This window comes from Cupriavidus sp. 05L310, assembly GCF_056398185.1.
Genome location: NZ_JBFTOX010000006.1, coordinates 71,118 through 89,315, shown reverse-complemented (window position 1 = coordinate 89,315; position 18,198 = coordinate 71,118). Strand labels below are relative to the sequence as shown.

17 protein-coding genes are annotated in these 18,198 nt (G+C 65.7%); 6 read left to right on the top strand and 11 right to left on the bottom strand.

The features are described 5' to 3' along the window. The first annotated feature begins 76 nt into the window (after window positions 1–76). The gene (locus tag AC1DS6_RS05555; RefSeq protein WP_441625115.1) at window positions 77–235 is read left to right on the top strand and encodes a hypothetical protein; all 159 of its coding nucleotides are present in this window, start codon (window positions 77–79) and stop codon (window positions 233–235) included. 18 nt (window positions 236–253) lie between these two features. Continuing rightward, entirely contained in the window at window positions 254–979 is a 726-nt protein-coding gene (locus AC1DS6_RS05550) for a response regulator transcription factor (RefSeq protein WP_441625114.1), read from the top strand. A 47-nt stretch (window positions 980–1,026) separates the two neighbouring features. On the opposite strand, the gene dkgB is transcribed toward AC1DS6_RS05550, so the two are convergent. The 4 genes from dkgB to AC1DS6_RS05530 all read right to left on the bottom strand — a co-directional run bounded on the left by dkgB (window position 1,027) and on the right by AC1DS6_RS05530 (window position 4,721). Continuing rightward, window positions 1,027–1,830, bottom strand: coding sequence for a 2,5-didehydrogluconate reductase DkgB (gene dkgB, locus AC1DS6_RS05545; protein WP_477102242.1), 804 nt, complete (start codon window positions 1,828–1,830; stop codon window positions 1,027–1,029). Window positions 1,831–2,011: 181 nt separating this feature from the next. After that, window positions 2,012–2,668, bottom strand: coding sequence for a DUF3299 domain-containing protein (locus AC1DS6_RS05540; RefSeq protein ID WP_477102241.1), 657 nt, complete (start codon window positions 2,666–2,668; stop codon window positions 2,012–2,014). A 14-nt stretch (window positions 2,669–2,682) separates the two neighbouring features. Next, window positions 2,683–3,963: an ABC transporter permease gene (locus tag AC1DS6_RS05535; protein ID WP_477102240.1), complete on the bottom strand. Its 1,281-nt coding sequence runs from the start codon at window positions 3,961–3,963 to the stop codon at window positions 2,683–2,685. Then, complete coding sequence (locus AC1DS6_RS05530) at window positions 3,960–4,721, bottom strand: ATP-binding cassette domain-containing protein (protein WP_477102239.1); 762 nt, start codon at window positions 4,719–4,721, stop codon at window positions 3,960–3,962. The genes AC1DS6_RS05535 and AC1DS6_RS05530 overlap by 4 nt, the downstream gene beginning before the upstream one ends. A 251-nt stretch (window positions 4,722–4,972) precedes the next feature. On the opposite strand from AC1DS6_RS05530, the gene AC1DS6_RS05525 reads away from it, so the two are divergent. After that, entirely contained in the window at window positions 4,973–6,211 is a 1,239-nt protein-coding gene (locus AC1DS6_RS05525) for a TetR/AcrR family transcriptional regulator (protein ID WP_441625104.1), read from the top strand. Between the two features lie 195 nt (window positions 6,212–6,406). Here the strand turns inward: AC1DS6_RS05525 and AC1DS6_RS05520 are convergent, their stop codons facing one another. The 7 genes from AC1DS6_RS05520 to AC1DS6_RS05490 form a co-directional block, all read right to left on the bottom strand. Continuing rightward, complete coding sequence (locus tag AC1DS6_RS05520; RefSeq protein WP_477102264.1) at window positions 6,407–7,435, bottom strand: ABC transporter ATP-binding protein; 1,029 nt, start codon at window positions 7,433–7,435, stop codon at window positions 6,407–6,409. Next, window positions 7,425–8,402, bottom strand: a complete 978-nt coding sequence (locus AC1DS6_RS05515) for an ABC transporter ATP-binding protein (protein ID WP_477102238.1) — start codon at window positions 8,400–8,402, stop codon at window positions 7,425–7,427. The genes AC1DS6_RS05520 and AC1DS6_RS05515 overlap by 11 nt, the downstream gene beginning before the upstream one ends. 106 nt (window positions 8,403–8,508) lie before the next feature. Beyond that, the gene (locus AC1DS6_RS05510) at window positions 8,509–10,212 is read right to left on the bottom strand and encodes an ABC transporter substrate-binding protein (protein WP_441625100.1); all 1,704 of its coding nucleotides are present in this window, start codon (window positions 10,210–10,212) and stop codon (window positions 8,509–8,511) included. Window positions 10,213–10,314: 102 nt separating this feature from the next. Further along, window positions 10,315–11,184, bottom strand: coding sequence for an ABC transporter permease (locus AC1DS6_RS05505; RefSeq protein ID WP_477102263.1), 870 nt, complete (start codon window positions 11,182–11,184; stop codon window positions 10,315–10,317). Between the two features lie 56 nt (window positions 11,185–11,240). Next, the gene (locus AC1DS6_RS05500) at window positions 11,241–12,197 is read right to left on the bottom strand and encodes an ABC transporter permease (protein WP_477102237.1); all 957 of its coding nucleotides are present in this window, start codon (window positions 12,195–12,197) and stop codon (window positions 11,241–11,243) included. A gap of 401 nt (window positions 12,198–12,598) precedes the next feature. After that, window positions 12,599–13,738, bottom strand: coding sequence for an acyl-CoA dehydrogenase family protein (locus AC1DS6_RS05495; protein ID WP_477102236.1), 1,140 nt, complete (start codon window positions 13,736–13,738; stop codon window positions 12,599–12,601). A 32-nt stretch (window positions 13,739–13,770) separates the two neighbouring features. Continuing rightward, window positions 13,771–14,955, bottom strand: coding sequence for an acyl-CoA dehydrogenase family protein (locus AC1DS6_RS05490; RefSeq protein ID WP_441625094.1), 1,185 nt, complete (start codon window positions 14,953–14,955; stop codon window positions 13,771–13,773). A gap of 275 nt (window positions 14,956–15,230) precedes the next feature. On the opposite strand from AC1DS6_RS05490, the gene AC1DS6_RS05485 reads away from it, so the two are divergent. The 3 genes from AC1DS6_RS05485 to AC1DS6_RS05475 are packed head-to-tail and all read left to right on the top strand — an operon-like array spanning window position 15,231 to window position 18,198. Next, window positions 15,231–16,166, top strand: coding sequence for an alpha/beta fold hydrolase (locus tag AC1DS6_RS05485; protein ID WP_441625092.1), 936 nt, complete (start codon window positions 15,231–15,233; stop codon window positions 16,164–16,166). Then, the gene (locus AC1DS6_RS05480) at window positions 16,163–16,837 is read left to right on the top strand and encodes an alpha/beta fold hydrolase (RefSeq protein WP_441625090.1); all 675 of its coding nucleotides are present in this window, start codon (window positions 16,163–16,165) and stop codon (window positions 16,835–16,837) included. The genes AC1DS6_RS05485 and AC1DS6_RS05480 overlap by 4 nt, the downstream gene beginning before the upstream one ends. Then, window positions 16,834–18,198, top strand: coding sequence for an MFS transporter (locus AC1DS6_RS05475; RefSeq protein WP_441625088.1), 1,365 nt, complete (start codon window positions 16,834–16,836; stop codon window positions 18,196–18,198). Before AC1DS6_RS05480 ends, AC1DS6_RS05475 begins: the two co-directional genes overlap by 4 nt.

The following is an 18,198-nucleotide window of genomic DNA, read 5'->3' as shown; positions in this document are numbered from 1 at the left end:
CAGCAAACACACCGGATTCGTACCATTTAGGACGTGTCCGATTTCATTGCCAGCATGCCGCCAGTAAACTGGCGGCATGCCTTCCGCTGCCGCCCCCCTTCCCTCCGACATCCACGCCCTGCAGGCGCTGAGGCGCGCGCGCGCCGGGTTGCTGCCCGAACGGGACGCTACGCTGCGGCAGCGCAATGCGGAGGTATCGCAGTCGATGCGCGCGCCGGCCCGCGAACCGCACTAATGCCCGTTGGACAATTCTATGAAGATTGCACTGCTCGCGGATCTGTCGCTTAAGGCCAGGATCATGGCAGAGGCCCTCTCCCGCGCCGGGGTGTATTGCCACACCTACCACGCAAGCCGCGAGTTCTTTCGCGGCATCGACCAGTCCGGTTACGATGTCCTGCTGGTTGACCACGAACTGGCCGACCTGCCCGCGGTTGAGGCTGTGTGCGCGCTGCGCAGCGCCGGGCGCTGCAAGGTGCCGGTGCTGGTGGTTTCCAACCGCCGTGACGAGGACTCGGTCGTCAATACCCTGCAAGCCGGGGCCGACGACTATATGATCCACCCCCTGCGCTTGCGCGAACTGGTGGCCCGCCTGCACGCGCTGCAGCGCCGCGCGGCCTCGCACCAGCAAGCCCCGAGCCCGGACATCACGGTCGGCCACTATTCACTGGATTGCCAGTCGCACCAGGCCGTGTTTCAGGGGCGCCGCATGCCCCTGACCCCCAAGGAGTTCGATCTTGCTTCGCTGCTGTTTTCCAGCGTCGGCCGCGTCTTGTCCCACGCCTACATCGAATGCGCGATCTGGGGCTATGCGCTGCCGCCGCGGTCGCGCGCGCTGGCCAGCCTGGTGTCGCGCCTGCGCGCGACCCTGGAGCTGCATCCCCGGAATGGCCTGGTCATCATGGTCGTGTATGGCCACGGTTATCGCCTGGATGAAACCGGTGCCAGGCGGCAACGGCCGAGCCCGCACATGATTGGCTGAGCGACGGCTGCCGCGCCGGCTTCGGTAACATCCCATCCGTGGCGCCCTCAATCCCAAACCGGCGCCAACCCCTCCGGACTAGTCAGCCTCCCGCCCCTCTCCAACCCGGCAATCCCTGCCATCTCTGCCTCCGACAAGCGCACATCAACGGCCCCCAGATTACTCTTCAGGTTAGCCCGCTTGGTCGAAGACGGAATCACCGCATAGCCAAGCCGCATGGCCCAGGCCAGCACCACCTGCGCAGGCGTGGCGCCGTGCCGCTGCGCGATCTCCCGGATCACCGGGTCCTGCAGCGCCTTGCCGTAGGCCAGCGTCATATACGACGTAATGTGAATGCCCTGGCTGCGCGCGAAGTCCGCGACCTTGCGGTTCTGCAGGAAGGGATGCAACTCGATCTGGTTGGTGGCGATCGCTCCGGCGCCAACGGCATCGATCGCCTGCCGCATCAGGTCGACGGTGAAGTTGGATACACCGATCTGACGGGTAAGCCCTTGCTCGCGGGCCTCGGCCAGCGCCGTCATGCATTCGGCGACCGGGACCGTGTTGTCCGGCGACGGCCAATGGATCAAGGTCAGGTCGACATGGTCGGTGCGCAGCCTGGCGAGACTCTCCTTCAGACTGGGCACCAGTCTGTCGCGTGAGAGATTCTCGACCCAGATCTTGGTCGTCACGAACAGGTCGGCACGGGCGACGCCGCTCTCGGCGATGGCCTGGCCGACTTCGGCCTCGTTGCCGTAGATCTGCGCGGTGTCGATCGCGCGGTAGCCAACGTCGAGGCCGTTGCGCACGGAATCGATGACAGTCTGGCCTTGCAGGCGGAAGGTACCGAGGCCAAGGGCGGGAATGGGCATTGTTGTTTCCTGATTCGGGGTTGTATCTGGCCGATGGGGCCATGGCTTGCCGCAACGCAAGCCTTGCTTGCCTTCACAGCGAACATGCCCCGAGTATCCGCGCTGCCCGCCGCGAGAAAAACCATGTCCCGCGCAGAAGATACTTGATTCCGGAGCAAGAATGGAGCGCGCGCTGCCTCCGCTATTGCCGCGCGGGCGGGAGATAGGGCTCCACCCGCGCCCCGTCCATGGCATAGCCGGCGTAGCCCATCATGGTGTCTGCCCGCTCGACCCGCATCGCGCCGCCGATCCACACGGTGTCCATGGTGCGCAGCCCCGGCAACGGCTTGTCCGTGCGGACGTGGATGACCTGGTTGGCGGGCGGCGGTGGCACGTGGATGCACGCGCCGAAGTACGGCACCAGCAAGAACTCGCGAATCGCCTCGCCTTCTGCGTCGAGCGAAACCACAAAACCGGCAAGACGTACCGCCGCGCCAGCCAGCGCGGGTTCAACGGGCGCGTTCTTCCAGTACTGCCGTGCCTTATACAGGGCAATCTGCGCGCGGGGATCGGCGTCGTCGAGCTCGTCGAGCTTCAGGCCCTTGAACGGCGCCAGCGGGTCCCAGCCCTTTGGCAGCAGATCTCGCCACGCTATCTCGCGGAAGGCGGGGTCAGGCGTGGAAGGCGCGACGGCAGGGCGCAACGCCTCGCCTACTGCATAGGCGGATGCGTGCGTGGCGGCGCTCGCAGTGACGCCGGACTCCGGCGCGGACAGCGGCCGGAAGAAATACGCCGCGCCTCCGCCGGCCAGCGCGATGACAGTGAGCGCAAGCAACGTGCGCCGGAAGCGGGCAGGCATTAGCGTCCTCGTCTTCATGTCGTCGGCATCAGCCCGTCGGCCAGGCTCAGGCGATAGGCGCGCCATCCAGGCAGCAGGCTCACGCAGAAGCCGGCGCCCACCGTGGCGGCCAGCAGCGGCCATTCGCCGGGCGTGGGCCAGGCTGCGGGCACCGTTACGCCGAAGGCGGATTGCAGGTAAGGGCCGGACACCGCCGCCAGCACCGTCACCAGCGCGAGGCCAAGGAGCGCGCCCGCCAGCATCACCACCAGCCCTTCCAGCGCCAGCATCGCCAACAGGTCGCCCGGCCGTGCGCCGACCGAGCGCAGGATGGCGAGTTCGCGCCGCCGCTCGCCCAGCGCGGCAAGAATGGACGACGCTAGCCCCGCTAGCCCGACCACCACCACCAGCCCCGACACCACCAGCAACGCGCGCTCGGCGACACCGGTCACGCGCCATAGCTCATCCAGCGCCACGCCCGGCAGCACCGCCATCAGCGGCTCATGCGGGTCTTCGGCAATCTCCCGCTGCACGGTGAAGACTTGCGACCTGAGCTTCAGTCCGACCAGCACGCCGGTCACGCTATGGGGCGTCAGGTCGAACTTGCGTACCTGCTCCGGGAGGATGGCAAGGCCCGGCAGCGGCATGCCGCCCTCCCAGCCAAGGTGGATGGCCTGCAGCGCTTCCAGCCCGATATGCGCGGTGCGGTCCACCGGCGTGCCGGTGCGCGCCAGGATGCCGCTCACGACGAAGGGCCTGTCCTCATGCCCGGCATGGCCTGCGTGCGCCGGCCCGTCGCCATCGCCATCCCCGTGGCTCAATACGATGCGGTCGCCCACGCGATAGCCCAGCCGGTTTGCCACCTCGGCGCCGAGCACGGCATCGAACAGCGCCGCGAACGGCTTGCCCTGCGCGAGGACCAGCGGTTGCCGGTCGCCGTAGCGGTAATGCACGTAGTAGCCGGGGGTGGTCGCCAGCACCGGGAAGCCGCGGTGCGAGTCGCCCAGCGAAAGCGGAATGGTCCACGCCACGGCCGGATGGCCTGCCAGCCGCCGGGCGCTGTCCCAGCTCATATTGTTGGTCGTGCCGCCAAGGTGGAACACGGTGTACAGCATCAACTGGACCGGGCTGGTGCGCGCGCCCACCACCAGGTCGGTGCCGGACACCGATTGCGCAAAACTCGCCCGTACCTGGTGCCGGATGCGCTCCACGCCCAGCAGCATGGCGGTGGACATGGCAATCGCCAGCAGCATCAGCAGCAGGTTGAAGCGGCGGTTCCATGCGCTGCGCGCGGCCATCGCGAGCATCAGCATCACGCCGGCCCCGCCGCATGCGGCGCATGGGCCGCCGGCAACAACAACCGCCGCTGGAAGCGCGTGGCCAGGCGTTCGTCATGGCTGACAAACACCAGGCTGGCGCCGGCAATTCCGCATTCCCGCTGCAGCAAGTCCATGAAAGCCTGCTGTCGCGGCGCGTCCAGCGCAGAAGTGGGTTCATCGGCAAGCACGAGGCGCGGCCGGCCGATCAGCGCTCGGGCCGCCGCCACGCGCTGCTGCTGGCCGACGGAAAGCCGGGTCACGGCACGCTGCCACAGCGCACGCGGCAGGTCGAGCTGCGCAAGCAGCGCATGCGCGGCGGCTTGCGGCGTCGCGCCCTGCGCCGCGCTGCGCTCGCGACGGCTGCGCGAGAAGCGGCACGGCAGCAGCACGTTGTCCACGACGGAAAGATAGGGCAGCAGGTTGAACTGCTGGAAGATGAGGCCGATATGGTCGGCCCGGAAGCGGTCGCGCCGCGGCGCGCTAAGCGCATCCGGCGCCGTGCCCAGCACGCGCAGGCTGCCCCGCTGGGGCGCCAGCACCCCGGCCAGCACCGACAGCAAGGTGCTCTTGCCGCTGCCGCTCTGGCCACAGACGAATACCTGCTCGCCCGCGTCCAGCCGGAACCGGTCGAGCCGCAGGCAAGGCGCGGCCTGCCCGGGCCATGTGAACGCGATGCCCCGCAGGTCGATGACGGGATCGCCGTTGGTGCCGTTCGCCGCGTTGATCAGGTCGATCCCGCTGGTATTGCTGGCCATCCGATGCCCTCCTCGCGCCGCCAGGCATAATGCAACAAAGTTGCATTATGCTGTCAGCCGGAGAAGGAAGGCAATAGCGCACGTGACGCCGGGCGATCGGATGCCACGTTGGCGAGCCCTTGCGCGGCATCAAACGGGAGCCATCCTGTGAATCCGTTCGGTACACTTATAGTCCCGTCGAGACCGCCCGGATCAATGCGCCCGCTCAAATGATCCGCGCCTCCGGCCAACGAATGCAGATACATCACTCCATGCTCAAGGAAACAGCGGAAGCCCGCCCCACACGCCGTTATGTGGAGAAACGCGACGCGATTCTCGACGCGGCTGCCCGCCTGTTCAACCGGAAGGGCTTGCGTGGCGCCACGCTCTCGGACGTTGCGCAGGAAGTCGGGCTCAGCACCAACAGCATCACCTACTACTACCGCAAGAAGGAAGACCTTGTGGTGGCCTGCCTGATGCGCACGATTGACGAGATGGCGGGCATCGCCGACGCCACGGCCGACGAGCCCGGCCCGGAGGCACGGGTGCGCCGGTTTATCGCGCTGTTCTTCGAGCGGCTGGCCAGGACGGCAACGGGAGAGCGCCCGGAGCTGATGAGCTTTCGCGAGATCCGCTCGCTGCCGGACACCCACGCGGACGTTGCCTTCGAGGCGTATACCGACATGTTCCGGCGTATCCGCAAGCTGCTGCGTGCGGAAGCACCGCGGAGCCCCGCGCAACGCAGCGCGCTCAGCGCGGCAGCGCACTTGCTGCTGTCGCTCACCAGCGGCGCGATGACATGGGTCGAGCGCTACGAACCGCAGGACTACCCGAAAGTCGCGGAAACGGTCGTGGATCTGCTGCTCAACGGCTTTGCGTCGCCTTCCTCGAAATGGGACGACACCACTCCCGCCTCGCCGCCGCTGCCGGTGATCGACACACCCGAGACAACTCAGGAAGCCTTCCTGCGCGCCGCTACCGAGTTACTCAACGAACTGGGCTATCGCGGCGCCTCCGCGGATCGCATTTCCGCGCGGCTGAATCTCACCAAGGGATCGTTCTATCACCACAATGAGAACAAGGACGACCTGATTTCCGCCTGCTTCGACCGCATGTTCGCGGTCATCCGGGATGCGCAGTCGAAGGTGGAGGAAGGGCCGGGCACGGGCTGGGACAAGTTGTGCGCGATCTCGCGTGCGCTGGTGAGCTATCAGTTCTCTAGCAAGGGGCCGCTGCTGCGGCTGACCATCTATGGGGCGCTGCCGGAGGAGATGCGCAAGGAGAAGATGTTGACGATGAGCCGGCTGTCTGCACGGTTTACGCGGTTTCTGGTGCAGGGGATGCAGGATGGGTCGATCCGGCCGATGGATCAGTCGATTGCTTCGTTGCAGGTGAATGGGATGATTAATGCGGCGGTGGAGTTGCAGCGGTGGGTGCCGGATGCTTCGGGGGGGAATGCTGGGGATTTGTTTATTCGGCCTTTATTTATGGGGTTGTTTTCTGGGGAGTGATGGGGGTTTCTATTTTTCGGTGTGTTTTTTGGGGGATGATGGCTTTATTTTGGTGGTGTTGGTTTTTGCACCCAAAAGCGTACGACATCCCCCTGCGGGGGATGTCGTATTCCTTTGGGTGCAATAACCAACACCGCCAAATTAAAATCAAACTCAAATCAAATTTAGAGAAAATTCAGACCAAAAAACAATACCCTACCCCTCCAAATGGCAAGCCACCATCTGCCCACCCCCCCTCTCCCTCAACACCGGATCCTCCACCCTACACCGCTCAGTAGCCTGCGCGCAGCGCGGATGAAACCTGCACCCCGACGGCGGATTCAACGGACTCGGCACCTCCCCTTTCAGCACAATCCGCTCCCGCCTTTCCTCTGCTTCGACACTGGCCACCGGCACGGCGGACAGCAACGCCCTGGTATAGGGATGCCGCGGATTCGCATATAGCTCGTCACGGCTGGCGATCTCCACAATGCGCCCGAGATACATCACGGCAATCCTGTCGCTGATGTGCCGCACCACCGCGAGATCGTGGGCAATAAAGACATAGGTCAACCCAAGCCGCCGCTGCAACTCCATGAACACATTGACCACCTGCGCCTGAATCGACACGTCCAGCGCGGAGACCGGCTCGTCGCAGACAATCAGGCTGGGCTCCACGGCCAAAGCGCGGGCAATGCCGATGCGCTGGCGCTGTCCCCCGGAAAACTCGTGCGGGTAGCGGTCCGCCATGTAGGGCAACAGCCCCACCATCTGCAACAGCTCCGCGATGCGCGCGCCATAACGCGCCTTGTCGCTCGCCATGCCATGCACCTCCAACGGCTCACCGATGATATCGCGCACCTTCATGCGCGGATTCAGCGATCCGAACGGGTCCTGGTAGACCATCTGCACGCTGCGCCGGAAGTTCTTTTCCTGCGCCTTGCTGAAGGTGGAGAAGTCGTCCCCGTCGAAGGCGATCCGTCCGCCGCTGGCGGCGAGCATCTTGATGATGGCCAGCCCGGTCGTGGATTTTCCGCAGCCGCTTTCACCAACGAGGCCGAGCGTCTCGCCACGCCTGAGCGTGAACGACACGCCGTCCACGGCCTTCACAGATCCCACTTGACGCTTGATGAAGAGGCCCTTGGTCACGGGGAAATGAACCTTGAGGTTCTCGACGCGCAGGATCTCGTCGCCAATCTCGCCATACCGGGGCGCGGCAGACGCCACCTGTGTCTCAGTCTGCATCATGGAGGAAGCATGCCTTGTAGTGGTTCGGGCGAACGGCGCGCAGCGCCGGGCGCGACAGGGCGCATTGATCGGAGGCGAGCTTGCAGCGCGGCATGAAGGCACAGCCGGGCGGCAGCGCGGTCAGGTCGGGCGGCTGGCCGTCGATCGGCACCAGCGGCTGACGGGTATCGCCGTCAATGCGCGGCACCGAGGCCATCAGGCCACGCGTGTACGGGTGCGACGGATGGCCATACAGCTCCCGCGCGCTCGCGGTCTCGACCATGCGCCCGCCGTACATCACGGCCACGCGATCGGCATAGCGCGCCACCACGCCCAGGTCGTGCGTGATCAGGATCAGCGCCGTGTCCGACTTGCTGGCGAGATCCTTCAGCAAGTCGAGAATCTGGGCCTGCACCGTGACGTCGAGCGCAGTGGTCGGCTCGTCGGCGATGATCAACTGCGGCTTGCAGGCCAGCGCCATGGCAATCATGGCGCGCTGGCGCATCCCGCCCGAGAACTGGTGCGGATAGGCGCCCAGCCGGCTTTCCGCTTCCGGGATCTGCACCTTGCCGAGCAGCTCGCCGGCAATGCCGAGCGCGGTCTTCCACGGCATGCCCTGATGCAGGTTCATCGGCTCGGCGATCTGCTTGCCCACGGTCAGCGCCGGATTCATCGAGGACATCGGCTCCTGGAAGATCATGGCGATGCGGTTGCCGCGAATCGCGCGCATGCGCGCCGGACTGAGCCGCAGCAGGTCTTGTCCGTCGAACAGGATCTCGCCCGATTCGATCCGCCCGGCCGGGCTGGGAATCAGCCCGAGGATCGACAGCGCGGTCACGCTTTTTCCCGAGCCGGATTCGCCGACGATAGCCAGCGTCTCGCCCGGCGCCACGTCGAACGAGACCTGGTCGACCGCCGTCACCACGCCGCGGTCTGTACGGAACCGCGTAGTCAGCTTGTTCACCTGCAGAATGGGCTGCGTCATGCGCCTCCTCCGAGCGGCAAAGTGGCAAAGTGGCAAAGTGGCCAATTGCCTGAATGACGGTATTGCGCGGGCCGGGCGCTCCGGCCCGCGCGTTCGCGTCACGGGTTCAGAATCCCATCTTCTTCTTCATGTCCTGGTCGATCCACATCCGCGCGTAGATCGGGCCGGGACGCACCGCGCCCGCACGCAGTTCGGCGTCGTAGTTCCTCACCCAGGGCCACCATGCGGTGTACTGGTAAGGGATCGGCAGCCAGATATACGGCGCATCCGCCAGCACGTCCCGCGTCAGCGCGCGCAATGCCTCCTGGCGGCGGCCGAGGTCGCGCATCTGGAAGGCTTCGTTCACGCGCTGCTCGTACTTCGGATCGCCCCACTGCGCAGCATTCCACACCTGGCCCTTCACGAAGCTCTTGCGGATCGTGGTGGTCGGGTTGGTATGCCCGTTGCTCATCAGGTAGCCGGGCGCATTGGTCTTGGTGGTCATGGCCGACAGGAAGGCGCCGTACTCCATCGGCTGGATCTCGATGCGCACGCCGACCTGTTCGAGATAGGCTCCGATCAGCGGCAGCAGCTCCAGGTGCTCGGGCTGGCAGGCGCATACCTGCACCTTGAACGTGAAGCCTTTCGCATAGCCCGCCTCCGCCAGCAGCTTGCGTGCCTTGTCCGGGTTGTAGGTGAACAGCTCCTTCACCTGTTCCGGCATGGCGCTCAGCGGTTCGAAGTAGCCTGCGTAATCCGGATGCTGCGGATAGGCGAACAGTTCGGCATTGCCGCCGTAGAACTGCTTGACGATCTCCTGCTTGTTGACCGCCATGTTCAGCGCGCGCCGCACCCGGACGTCGTTGAACGGCTTGGTGTCGACGCGCAGCGCCACGTACTGGCCATTGGTCGACAACCAGCGCGACCACTTGAGCGCCGGCGCGCTCTTCTTGAGTTCATCGACAGCGGTCCAGCGGACATACTCCAGCACGTCGAGCTTGCCGGTGCGCAGCATGGTGTTGCGGGTGGACTCGTCCTTGACCGTGCGCAGTACCACCTTGTCGACGAAGGGCAGCTTGTAGTCCTTGCCGCCGATCTTGTCGCTGTCCCAGTATTGCGCGTTCTTGGTATAGGTGCTGGAAGTGCCCTGCACGAAGTTGCTCAGCAGGAAGGGCCCGCTGCCGTTCACATTCTTCCAGTTGCCAGCGCCGGCGGCCGCCACTTCCTTGGGCATGATGCCGGAGTAGTAGCCCCAGCCAAAGCGGTAATCCCATTCGGCGTTGTATTCCTTGAAGCGGAATACCACGGTGTACTTGTCGGTCGCCTCGACCTTGGTGAGGTGGTCGTAGTAGGTCGGGATCTTCTTGGCGCTGCTGTTCATCCGGGTATAGCTGAAGACCACGTCGTCGGCCACCAGCTCGCGCTCTTCCATCACGCCGGCCTTGGCGGGAAACTTGACGCCCTTGCGCAGCCTGACTTCCAGCGTCAGCGGATCGACCCACTTCCAGCTCTCGGCAAGCTCGCCGCGGATCGCATCCTCCGGCAGCCAGGCGTCCGCCTGGAAGGCATATTTGCCGCCGTTGCGCCTGGACTTGGAAAGATCGGCCACGAAGAGCTGCTCGTAGACCTGCCCGGTATCGTAGTTCTGCTTCCAGTTCCAGTCTGCCAGGTCCCAGGACAAGGCCGAGATGGTCGGATACATCGAGCCGATTTCGAGATTGCCGCCGTATTTCGGCGCTTCGGCCTGCGCACTGGCCACGCCGGCGGACAGCGCCAGTGCCACGCCCGTTGCCACCGAGACTATTGTTCTTTTCAAACCGCGTCCCTCCATCGTTGTCTCCTAGTTGCGCCCGTCAAGTCGCGACGCAAGCGATGCGCCCGCGCCCCTGGATCCTCCCGGGCCGGCGTCATGGCGCCGGCCTCTGGTATCGCGTTACCGCGTGCCGCGCATGCGCGGATCGAGCAGGTCGCGCAGTGCGTCGCCATAGACGTTGATGGCATAGACGACCACGGTGAGGCAGATGCCGGGGGCCAGCGCCAGCCAGGGCCCCTGGAACATGAAGGTACGGCCGTTGCCGGAGAGCATGCCGCCCCAGGTCGGCGCCGGCGGCGGCACGCCGAGCCCGAGGAAGGACAGTCCGGACTCGGCCAGGATGGCCGTGCCCACGCGCGTGGTGAACAGCACGATGATGGGCGGCAGCACGTTGGGCAGGATATGGCGCCACAGGATGCGGCCGGTGGAAGCGCCCATGGACTGCGCGGCGTGGACGTACATGTTCTCGCGTACAGAGACCACCGCGCTGCGGATGATGCGCGATCCGCCGACGCCCAGCAACAGGCCAAGCGTGCCGATGATCTGCCAGCTGCCCGGGCCGAGCACGGACACCACCACGATCAGGATCACCAGGTCCGGAAAACTCATCCACGCATCCACCATGCGCTGCACGATCAGGTCGAACTTGCCGCCAAGGTAGCCCGACAGGATGCCGATCACCACCGACACCGCTGTGGCCAGCGTGGCGGCCGACAGCCCGATGATCACGGAAAGCTGCGCCCCGTACAGGCAGCGCGACAGCATGTCGCGCCCGAGGTTGTCGGTGCCGAAGGGATACGCCCACGACGGTGGCTGCAGCCGCTTCATCATGCTGATCTCGTTGACGCCATATGGCGCCAGCCAGTCGGCGAAGACGCCGCAGAACAGGAAGATCAGGCAGATCACCGCGCCGGCGGCGCCCAGCGGCTTCTCCCGGAAAAGGCGCTTCACCAGGGCAAGGGCAGCGACAGCCCAACCCGTGCCGGACATCTCCCGCGGCGGTTGCACCGCCTGGATTGCGGGGGCGTTTGCGATTGGACGGGCCATCAGCGATGCCTCACTTTCGGATCGAACAGCCCGTAGCTCAGGTCCACGAGCAGGTTGATAAGCATGACTGCCACGCCGACCACCAGGAACACACCGGTGATGACGGGATAGTCCCGCTGGTTGACCGCGTCCAGCAACAGCAATCCCATGCCCGGCAGCGCGAAAATCTGCTCGATCACCACCGCGCCGCCGATCAGCAGCGGCGCTTGCAGGCCGATAAGCGTCACCACCGGGATCAGCGCGTTGCGCAGCGCATGGCGCAGGATCACCAGGCGTTCGTTCAGTCCCTTGGCCCATGCCGTGCGGATGTAGTCCTGCCGCAGCACCTCCAGCATCATCGTGCGCGTCATCCGCATGGTGATGGCGGACAGCGCCATGCCGAGGATGATGGCGGGCACCAGCATGTTGCTGATGTGCTGGAGCGGATCTTCAAGGAAGGGGACGTAGCGTACCTCCGGCGACCAGCCCCACCACACCGAGGGAAACACCATGACCATCGTGCCCAGCCAGAAGCTCGGCACCGCGAGCATCAGGATGGAGAAGGAGCGCGCCACGTAGTCGGCCGCGGTGTCCTGCCGGATGGCCGACAGCACGCCGACGGGCAACGCTACCGACAGCGCCACGAACAAGGCCAGCGCGCCGAGCGAAAACGTCGCAGGCATGCGCGCCACCACCATCTTCAGCACCGGCTCGCCCTGCCACAGCGACTGGCCCAGGTCGCCGTGCAGCGCGATGCTGCCGACCCAGTGCAGGTACTGGCGCCACATCGGCTGGTCCAGCCCGAGCGCGCGGATCAGGTCGTCGCGGCTTTTTGCATCGGCGCTGATGTCGTTCTGGCTCAGCATCAGGTCAACCACATCGCCCGGCACCATGCGCACGATCACGAAGACGATCAGGCTGGCGAACAGCAGCGTCGGCAGCAGCGCCAGCAAGCGGCGCAGGATGTAGGCGCTCATAGCGTGGCGCCCGCTTCGAAGAAAGATACCGTAGATACGATAATTCTTGCCGCCCCGACCATAGCATCTCCTGTTCGGTGCTTCATGTGGCTGACCCGTGCCGCATGCCGGAATCGCTTTACGCTCAAATAAAGCGAACTACAACCAGAAATAGAGAATCCGCACGACGATTTTCCACCGGACTGCTGTTTATGCAGATAGCGTACTTAGCATACCCAGAGTTCTAATTCGTGACAACCGAACTCGCCCTTGAATGTCTAGTGGATTTACCTAGGGTCCGCGTTCGCGGCGCGCACGTTGTGCAATGCAAACCCGCCAGCGCAGGAGCGAGGGCGAGCGCAGGCCCCGCGCCTGCGCGCGGAAGACCTGCGAAACGGTTTCAGGATGGTGCGCTGCGGCGCTCAGTAGCCGCGCAGCGTGGCCCAGCGATGCGCGTGGAAGTTGGTATCGCCGAGCAGTGTTTGCGCGGCGCAAGCGCGCTTCATATAGAAGCCGATCTCGAACTCGTCGGTCATGCCGATGCCACCGTGCATCTGCACGCCTTCCTGCACCGCAAGCGTCGCCGTGCTGCCGGCCCGCGCCTTGGCGGCCGATACGAGGGCAACAGGCTGGGCGGGGCTTTCGTCGAGCAACTGCTGGCTGCGCAACACCGCCGAGCGCGTGATCTCGATTTCGCTGAACAGGTGGGCGGCGCGATGCTGCAGCGCCTGGAATTCACCGATGATCTTGCCGAACTGCCTGCGCTCCTTCAGGTACCGCAAGGTACGTTCGAACGCCTCGTCGGCAATGCCGACGAGTTCCGACGCCAGCGCGGCGCGCGCGATATCGAGGACCTGGTCGAGCATGGCCGCGCCGCCGCCCACCTGGCCGAGCACGGCGCCGGCGTCGACCCGAACATCCCGGAACCGAACCCGGGCCGCATTGCGGGCATCCGCCATCACGGTACGCTCGATGTCGATGCCATCGCTGCCACGCGGAACCAGGAAGAGCGTGATGCCATCCGGGTCGGCCGTGTCGCCACTAGTGCGGCCCACTACGATCAGCGTATCCGCGATATGCCCGTCGATGACGAACACCTTGGCGCCATTGAGCACGTAGCCACCGTCCTGCTGCGCCGCACGCAGCGCCTGCCGTTCCGGCCGGTGCGCCGCGCTCTCGTCGATCGCCAGTGCCGTCAGGTGCTTGCCGGCGGCGATGGCTGGCAACAGCTTCGCCTTTTGCGCTTCGCTGCCGCACCGTGAGATCAGCGATGCGCCAAGCAAGGCGGTGGAGAAGAATGGCGTGGGCGCCAGCGTGCGGCCAAGCGCTTCCATGAGGACGCCAGCCTCCACCACACCAAGCTCGCTGCCGCCATACTGCTCGGGGATCAGCACGCCGGCAAAGCCCAGTCCGGCGAAGTCCTTCCAGAGTTGGGTCGAGAAGCCGGTCTCGTCGCGCGTATCGCGCAGCTTGCGCAACATCGCGACCGGCGCGCTTTCGCGCAGGAATGCCAGGGCGCTGTCCCGCAGCATCTCCTGGGTCTGGTTCAATACGATGGCCATGGTCGTTTTCGAAGCGTGGCGTTCAGGCGGGGTCAGGCGCCGGGCAAGCCAAGCAGGCGCTTGGCAACAATATTGAGCTGCACTTCGCTCGTGCCGCCCTCGATCGAGTTGGCTTTGCTGCGCAGCCAGCCGCGCGCGGTGGCGCCATCCTGGCTGCGCTCGCTCTCCCATTCCAGCGCTTCGCTGCCGCCGATCGACATCAGCAGTTCATAGCGCCGCTTGTTGAGTTCGGCCCCGTAGTACTTCAGCACCGAGGAGAACGCCGCGATGCCCTCGCCTTGCCTGGCGAGGTCCACCGCCCGCTCGCCCGCCAGCCCGAAGGCCAACTCGTCGATCTCGAAGGTGGCGATCTGCGCGCGCAGCATCGGCGCATCGACCTCGCCGCGTTCGTTCTGGCCCAGCGTGTCGCGGGCAAGCCTGCCCATCGGCGGGCGCTGCCCGCGGCTGCCGATGGCGCTGATCATTTCGCGCTCGTGCGTCAACAGGTACTTGGCGATGGTCCAGCCGCCGTTCGGCTCGCCGACCAGGTTGCCGCGCGGCACCACGACATCATCGAAAAAGGTCTCGCAGAATGGCGACTTGCCCGAGATCAGCACGATCGGGCGCGTCGACACGCCCGGCGTCTCCATGTCGAACAACAGGAAGCTGATGCCGGTATGCTTCTGCGCCGCAAAATCGGTACGCACCAGGCAGAAGATCCAGTCCGCCTTGTCGGCGTAGGAGGTCCAGACCTTCTGGCCGTTGACGACAAAGTGATCGCCACGCTCGTCGGCGCGCGTCTGCAGCGAGGCCAGGTCCGACCCGGCGTTCGGTTCCGAGTAGCCCTGGCACCAGCGAATTTCCCCACGCGCGATCCTGGGGAGGTGCTCCCGCTTTTGCTGCTCCGTACCGAACTTCAGCAACGCCGGGCCAAGCATCCAGATGCCGAAACTTTGCAGCGGCACCCGGCAACCAAGCGCCTGCATCTCCTGGCGCAGCACCTTGGCTTGCTCGCGGGACAGGCCGCCGCCGCCGTACTCGCGCGGCCACTCCGGCACCGTCCAGCCCTTCTCGCCCATGCGCGAGAGCCAGAGGCGCTGCGCTTCGGACTGGAAGCGGAACTTGCGTCCGCCCCAGCAGATATCGTCTTCGTTGCGTACCGGCTGCCGCATCTCGGACGGGCATTGCGCTTCCAGCCAGGCACGTACCTCCTGCCGGAAGGTTTCCAGGTCATCCACGCTTGTCTCCTTTTTTTATATTCTGGCTTGCTACATCCTGCCTGGCGTTCCATGCATACCGGCTTAGCTGGTTATATAAGTCAATCCCGGCAACGTCAATACTCCATTTCCTAAAATGGAGGGAGTGTCCGGCCTCCCCTGCCACGTGACGCAAAAAACGGCCGCACTAGTATTCACAGACAGTGTGATAGGATTCCCAAAAAACATACCGCAAACACGAAACCGCCAAAAGCAACACACTGGCCTTTTCCGTGGCGCGTAACGAGGAGACAACAATGGAGGGTGAAGCCATCGGCGCGGCGCGCTGTGCCGTCCCGGCCTTCCCTGGCACCCGCGCACCGGACCGCACGCGCGCCGTCAATGCCGACGGCATCCGCATCGCTGTCCATGAATGGGGCGAGCCCGACGCCACGCCCATCCTGCTGGTGCATGGCGCCCTGGATTTCGCGCGGACCTTCGACGCCTTCGCGCCGCTGCTGGCCGATGGCGGCTACCGCGTGGTGTCCTACGACCAGCGCGGCCACGGAGATTCCGAGCATGCCGACCTGTATAGCTGGGTTGCCGACGAGCGAGACCTGCTTGCCGTGGCCGACTCGGTCACACGCGAGCCGCTGATCGCGATCGGACACAGCAAGGGCGGCTCCTTGCTGGTGCACGCGATCCAGGCGCTGCCGCATCGCTTCACCCGCTTCGTGGCCATCGACGGCCTGCCCTTCCGCAACCCGCACGCGGACAGCGCCGTGCGCGAGAAGAAGTCGATGACCGCGCCCATCATCACCCGCTGGCTCGATACGCGCAGGCAGAGCGCAAGCCTCCTGCGTAAGCCCGGCACGTTGGAGGAACTGGCGCAACGGCGTGCCCGGATGAATCCGCGGCTGAGCCTGGCATGGCTGCGCTACCTGGCATCGCTGGGCGCGCGGCAGGATGCGGACGGCTGGCGCTGGAAGCTCGACCCCGTGATCGGCGCCTCCGGCTTCGGCCCCATGCGGGCGCGCTGGATGACCGACCGCCTGCCCGGCTTCCCCATTCCCATGCTGGCCATTTTCGGCACCGAACGCGAACCCATGGGATGGGACGCCACCGCCGCCGACCTGGCGCCGTATTTCCCGCCCACGACCCAGGTCCATGTGATGCGCGACACCGGGCACTTCATCCATATCGAGCAACCGCGCGAGACCGCGGACCTCATCCTGCGCTTTCTACGCTCATGACCGTCTACCTGCGCCACAACCGCCTGCGCCTCGCCCTGCATCCGCTCAAGTCCGGCAGCGGTCCCGCGCTGCTGCTGCTGCACGGACTGGGCGAACGCGCACCGCAGGCTCTGCCGCCGGAGTACGCGGCATGGCCCGGCCCGGTACACGCGCTGGATTTCACGGGCCACGGGCTGTCAGACATACCGCGTGGCGGCGGCTACAGTTGCGAGTTCCTGATGGCGGACGCGGATATCGCACTGGAGCACCTGGGCCCGTCGACCGTGGCCGGACGCGGTCTCGGCGGCTATATCGCCTTGCTGCTCGCCGGCGCGCGGCCGGACCAGGTGCGCGGCGCCATCCTGCGCGACGGTCCCGGGCTTGCCGGTGGCGGCACCGCCGCGCGCAATCCGTATATCCCGGTGGTCGACACCACGCGAACCGGTCCGCCAGACCCTTACGCCATTGCCGACCTGGCCACCGACGTGCGCCCGCCCAGCTATGCCGCCAACTACGCGATGCTGGCGTCGCAACACTCGGAGACGCCGCAGCCGATCTCGGTCTGTACCCGTGAGCGCCCGGACTGGCTGAAGGCGGTGACCGAGCTGCTTTCGCTGGAGCCGGTGGAACTGGACCAGGCGCTACATCGATATGCATCGCTGGCGGCCACGCGTGGAGGCTCGCCGGCATGAAAGCGGAATGCGCGTCGGAAGCCGTGCCGGTGGCCGTAGGCGCCGGAGCGGCCCTGCATGAAACGCACACCCCCGGCGCGCAGCATGAACTGGCGGAACACCATTTCCGCACCCACGTGCAACAGCACCTGCCGCGCAACGCCCAGGCCTACCTGATCCACGGCATGCTGGGCATGACCGGATTCCGGCTGGTGACCGCCCCCACCTTCGTGCCGGCGTACATCTACCTGCTGTCCGGCTCCAAGCTGGTGGTGGGATGCGTGCTGTCCGCGCAGTACGCGGGCATGGCGATGTCCTCCATCTGGGGCGCGACGCAGATCGAGCATCGCCAGCGCGTGATGCCACTGATCTACCTGGTGGGATGGCTGGTCCGCCTGCAGATCCTCGGCCTGGGCCTGTCCGCCTTCCTGCTGTCCGGTGACGGCGCGCTGACGGCCGCCGCCGTGTTCCTGCTGCTGTTCGGCCTGTTCAACGGCGTCCAGAACGTCACCTTCAATTACCTGACCTCGAAGATCATCCCGCTGGAGCGCCGGGGCATGCTGAGCGCGCTCCGCAATTTCCTCGGCGGCCTGATCGCGGCGGCGGTGGCTTATCTCGGCGGGCGCTTCCTCGTTGGCGGCAATGTGTTCGGCAATGGCTATGCCACCACCTTCCTGGCGGCGTTCGTCCTCACCAGCCTGGGCATCTCCGCGCTGACGCGGATGCGCGAGCCGGTATTGCACGATGTACGGTCGCAGTCCGGCTTTCGCCAGCGCATCCGCGAAGTTCCTGCCCTGTTGCGCGCGGACAAGCACTATGTGCGCTTCTTCGTCGCCCGGGCGCTGGTGGCGTTCAGCATGATGGCGGTGCCGTTCTACGCCATCTACGTCGGCAGCCACCTCCCGCTGTCCGGCGCCACGCTGGGCTACCTGAGCATTGCCTATCTGCTGGCGCAGACCACCAGCAACCTCGCCTGGGGCCGCATCGCCGACCGCTACGGCTATCGCCTGGTTTTCCTGGGCAGCATCGGCCTCTGGGCCGTGTCGACCGCCGCGCTGCTGCTCTGTGATGGGCTGGGCGCATTCCTGCTGGTTTTCTGCGGACTGGGCGCGGGCTTCGGTGGCTACTTCCTGTCCGCGGACAATTTCGCCCTGGAGTTCGGCAACCGGCGCGACCGCCCCATGCTGCTGGCCGTCTCCGACACCGCCACCTACACCATGATGGCATGCGGCCCGGTCCTCGGCGGGCTGCTGGCACAGGGCGTGCGCTTCTCGCTCGTATTCGTTGCCGCCATCGCCGTCATGGGCATTGCTTTCGCGCTTGCCCTGCGGGTGGAAGAGCCGCGCCGCCGGCCGCGGCCCGCGCGCGAGGGGAGTGTGTAG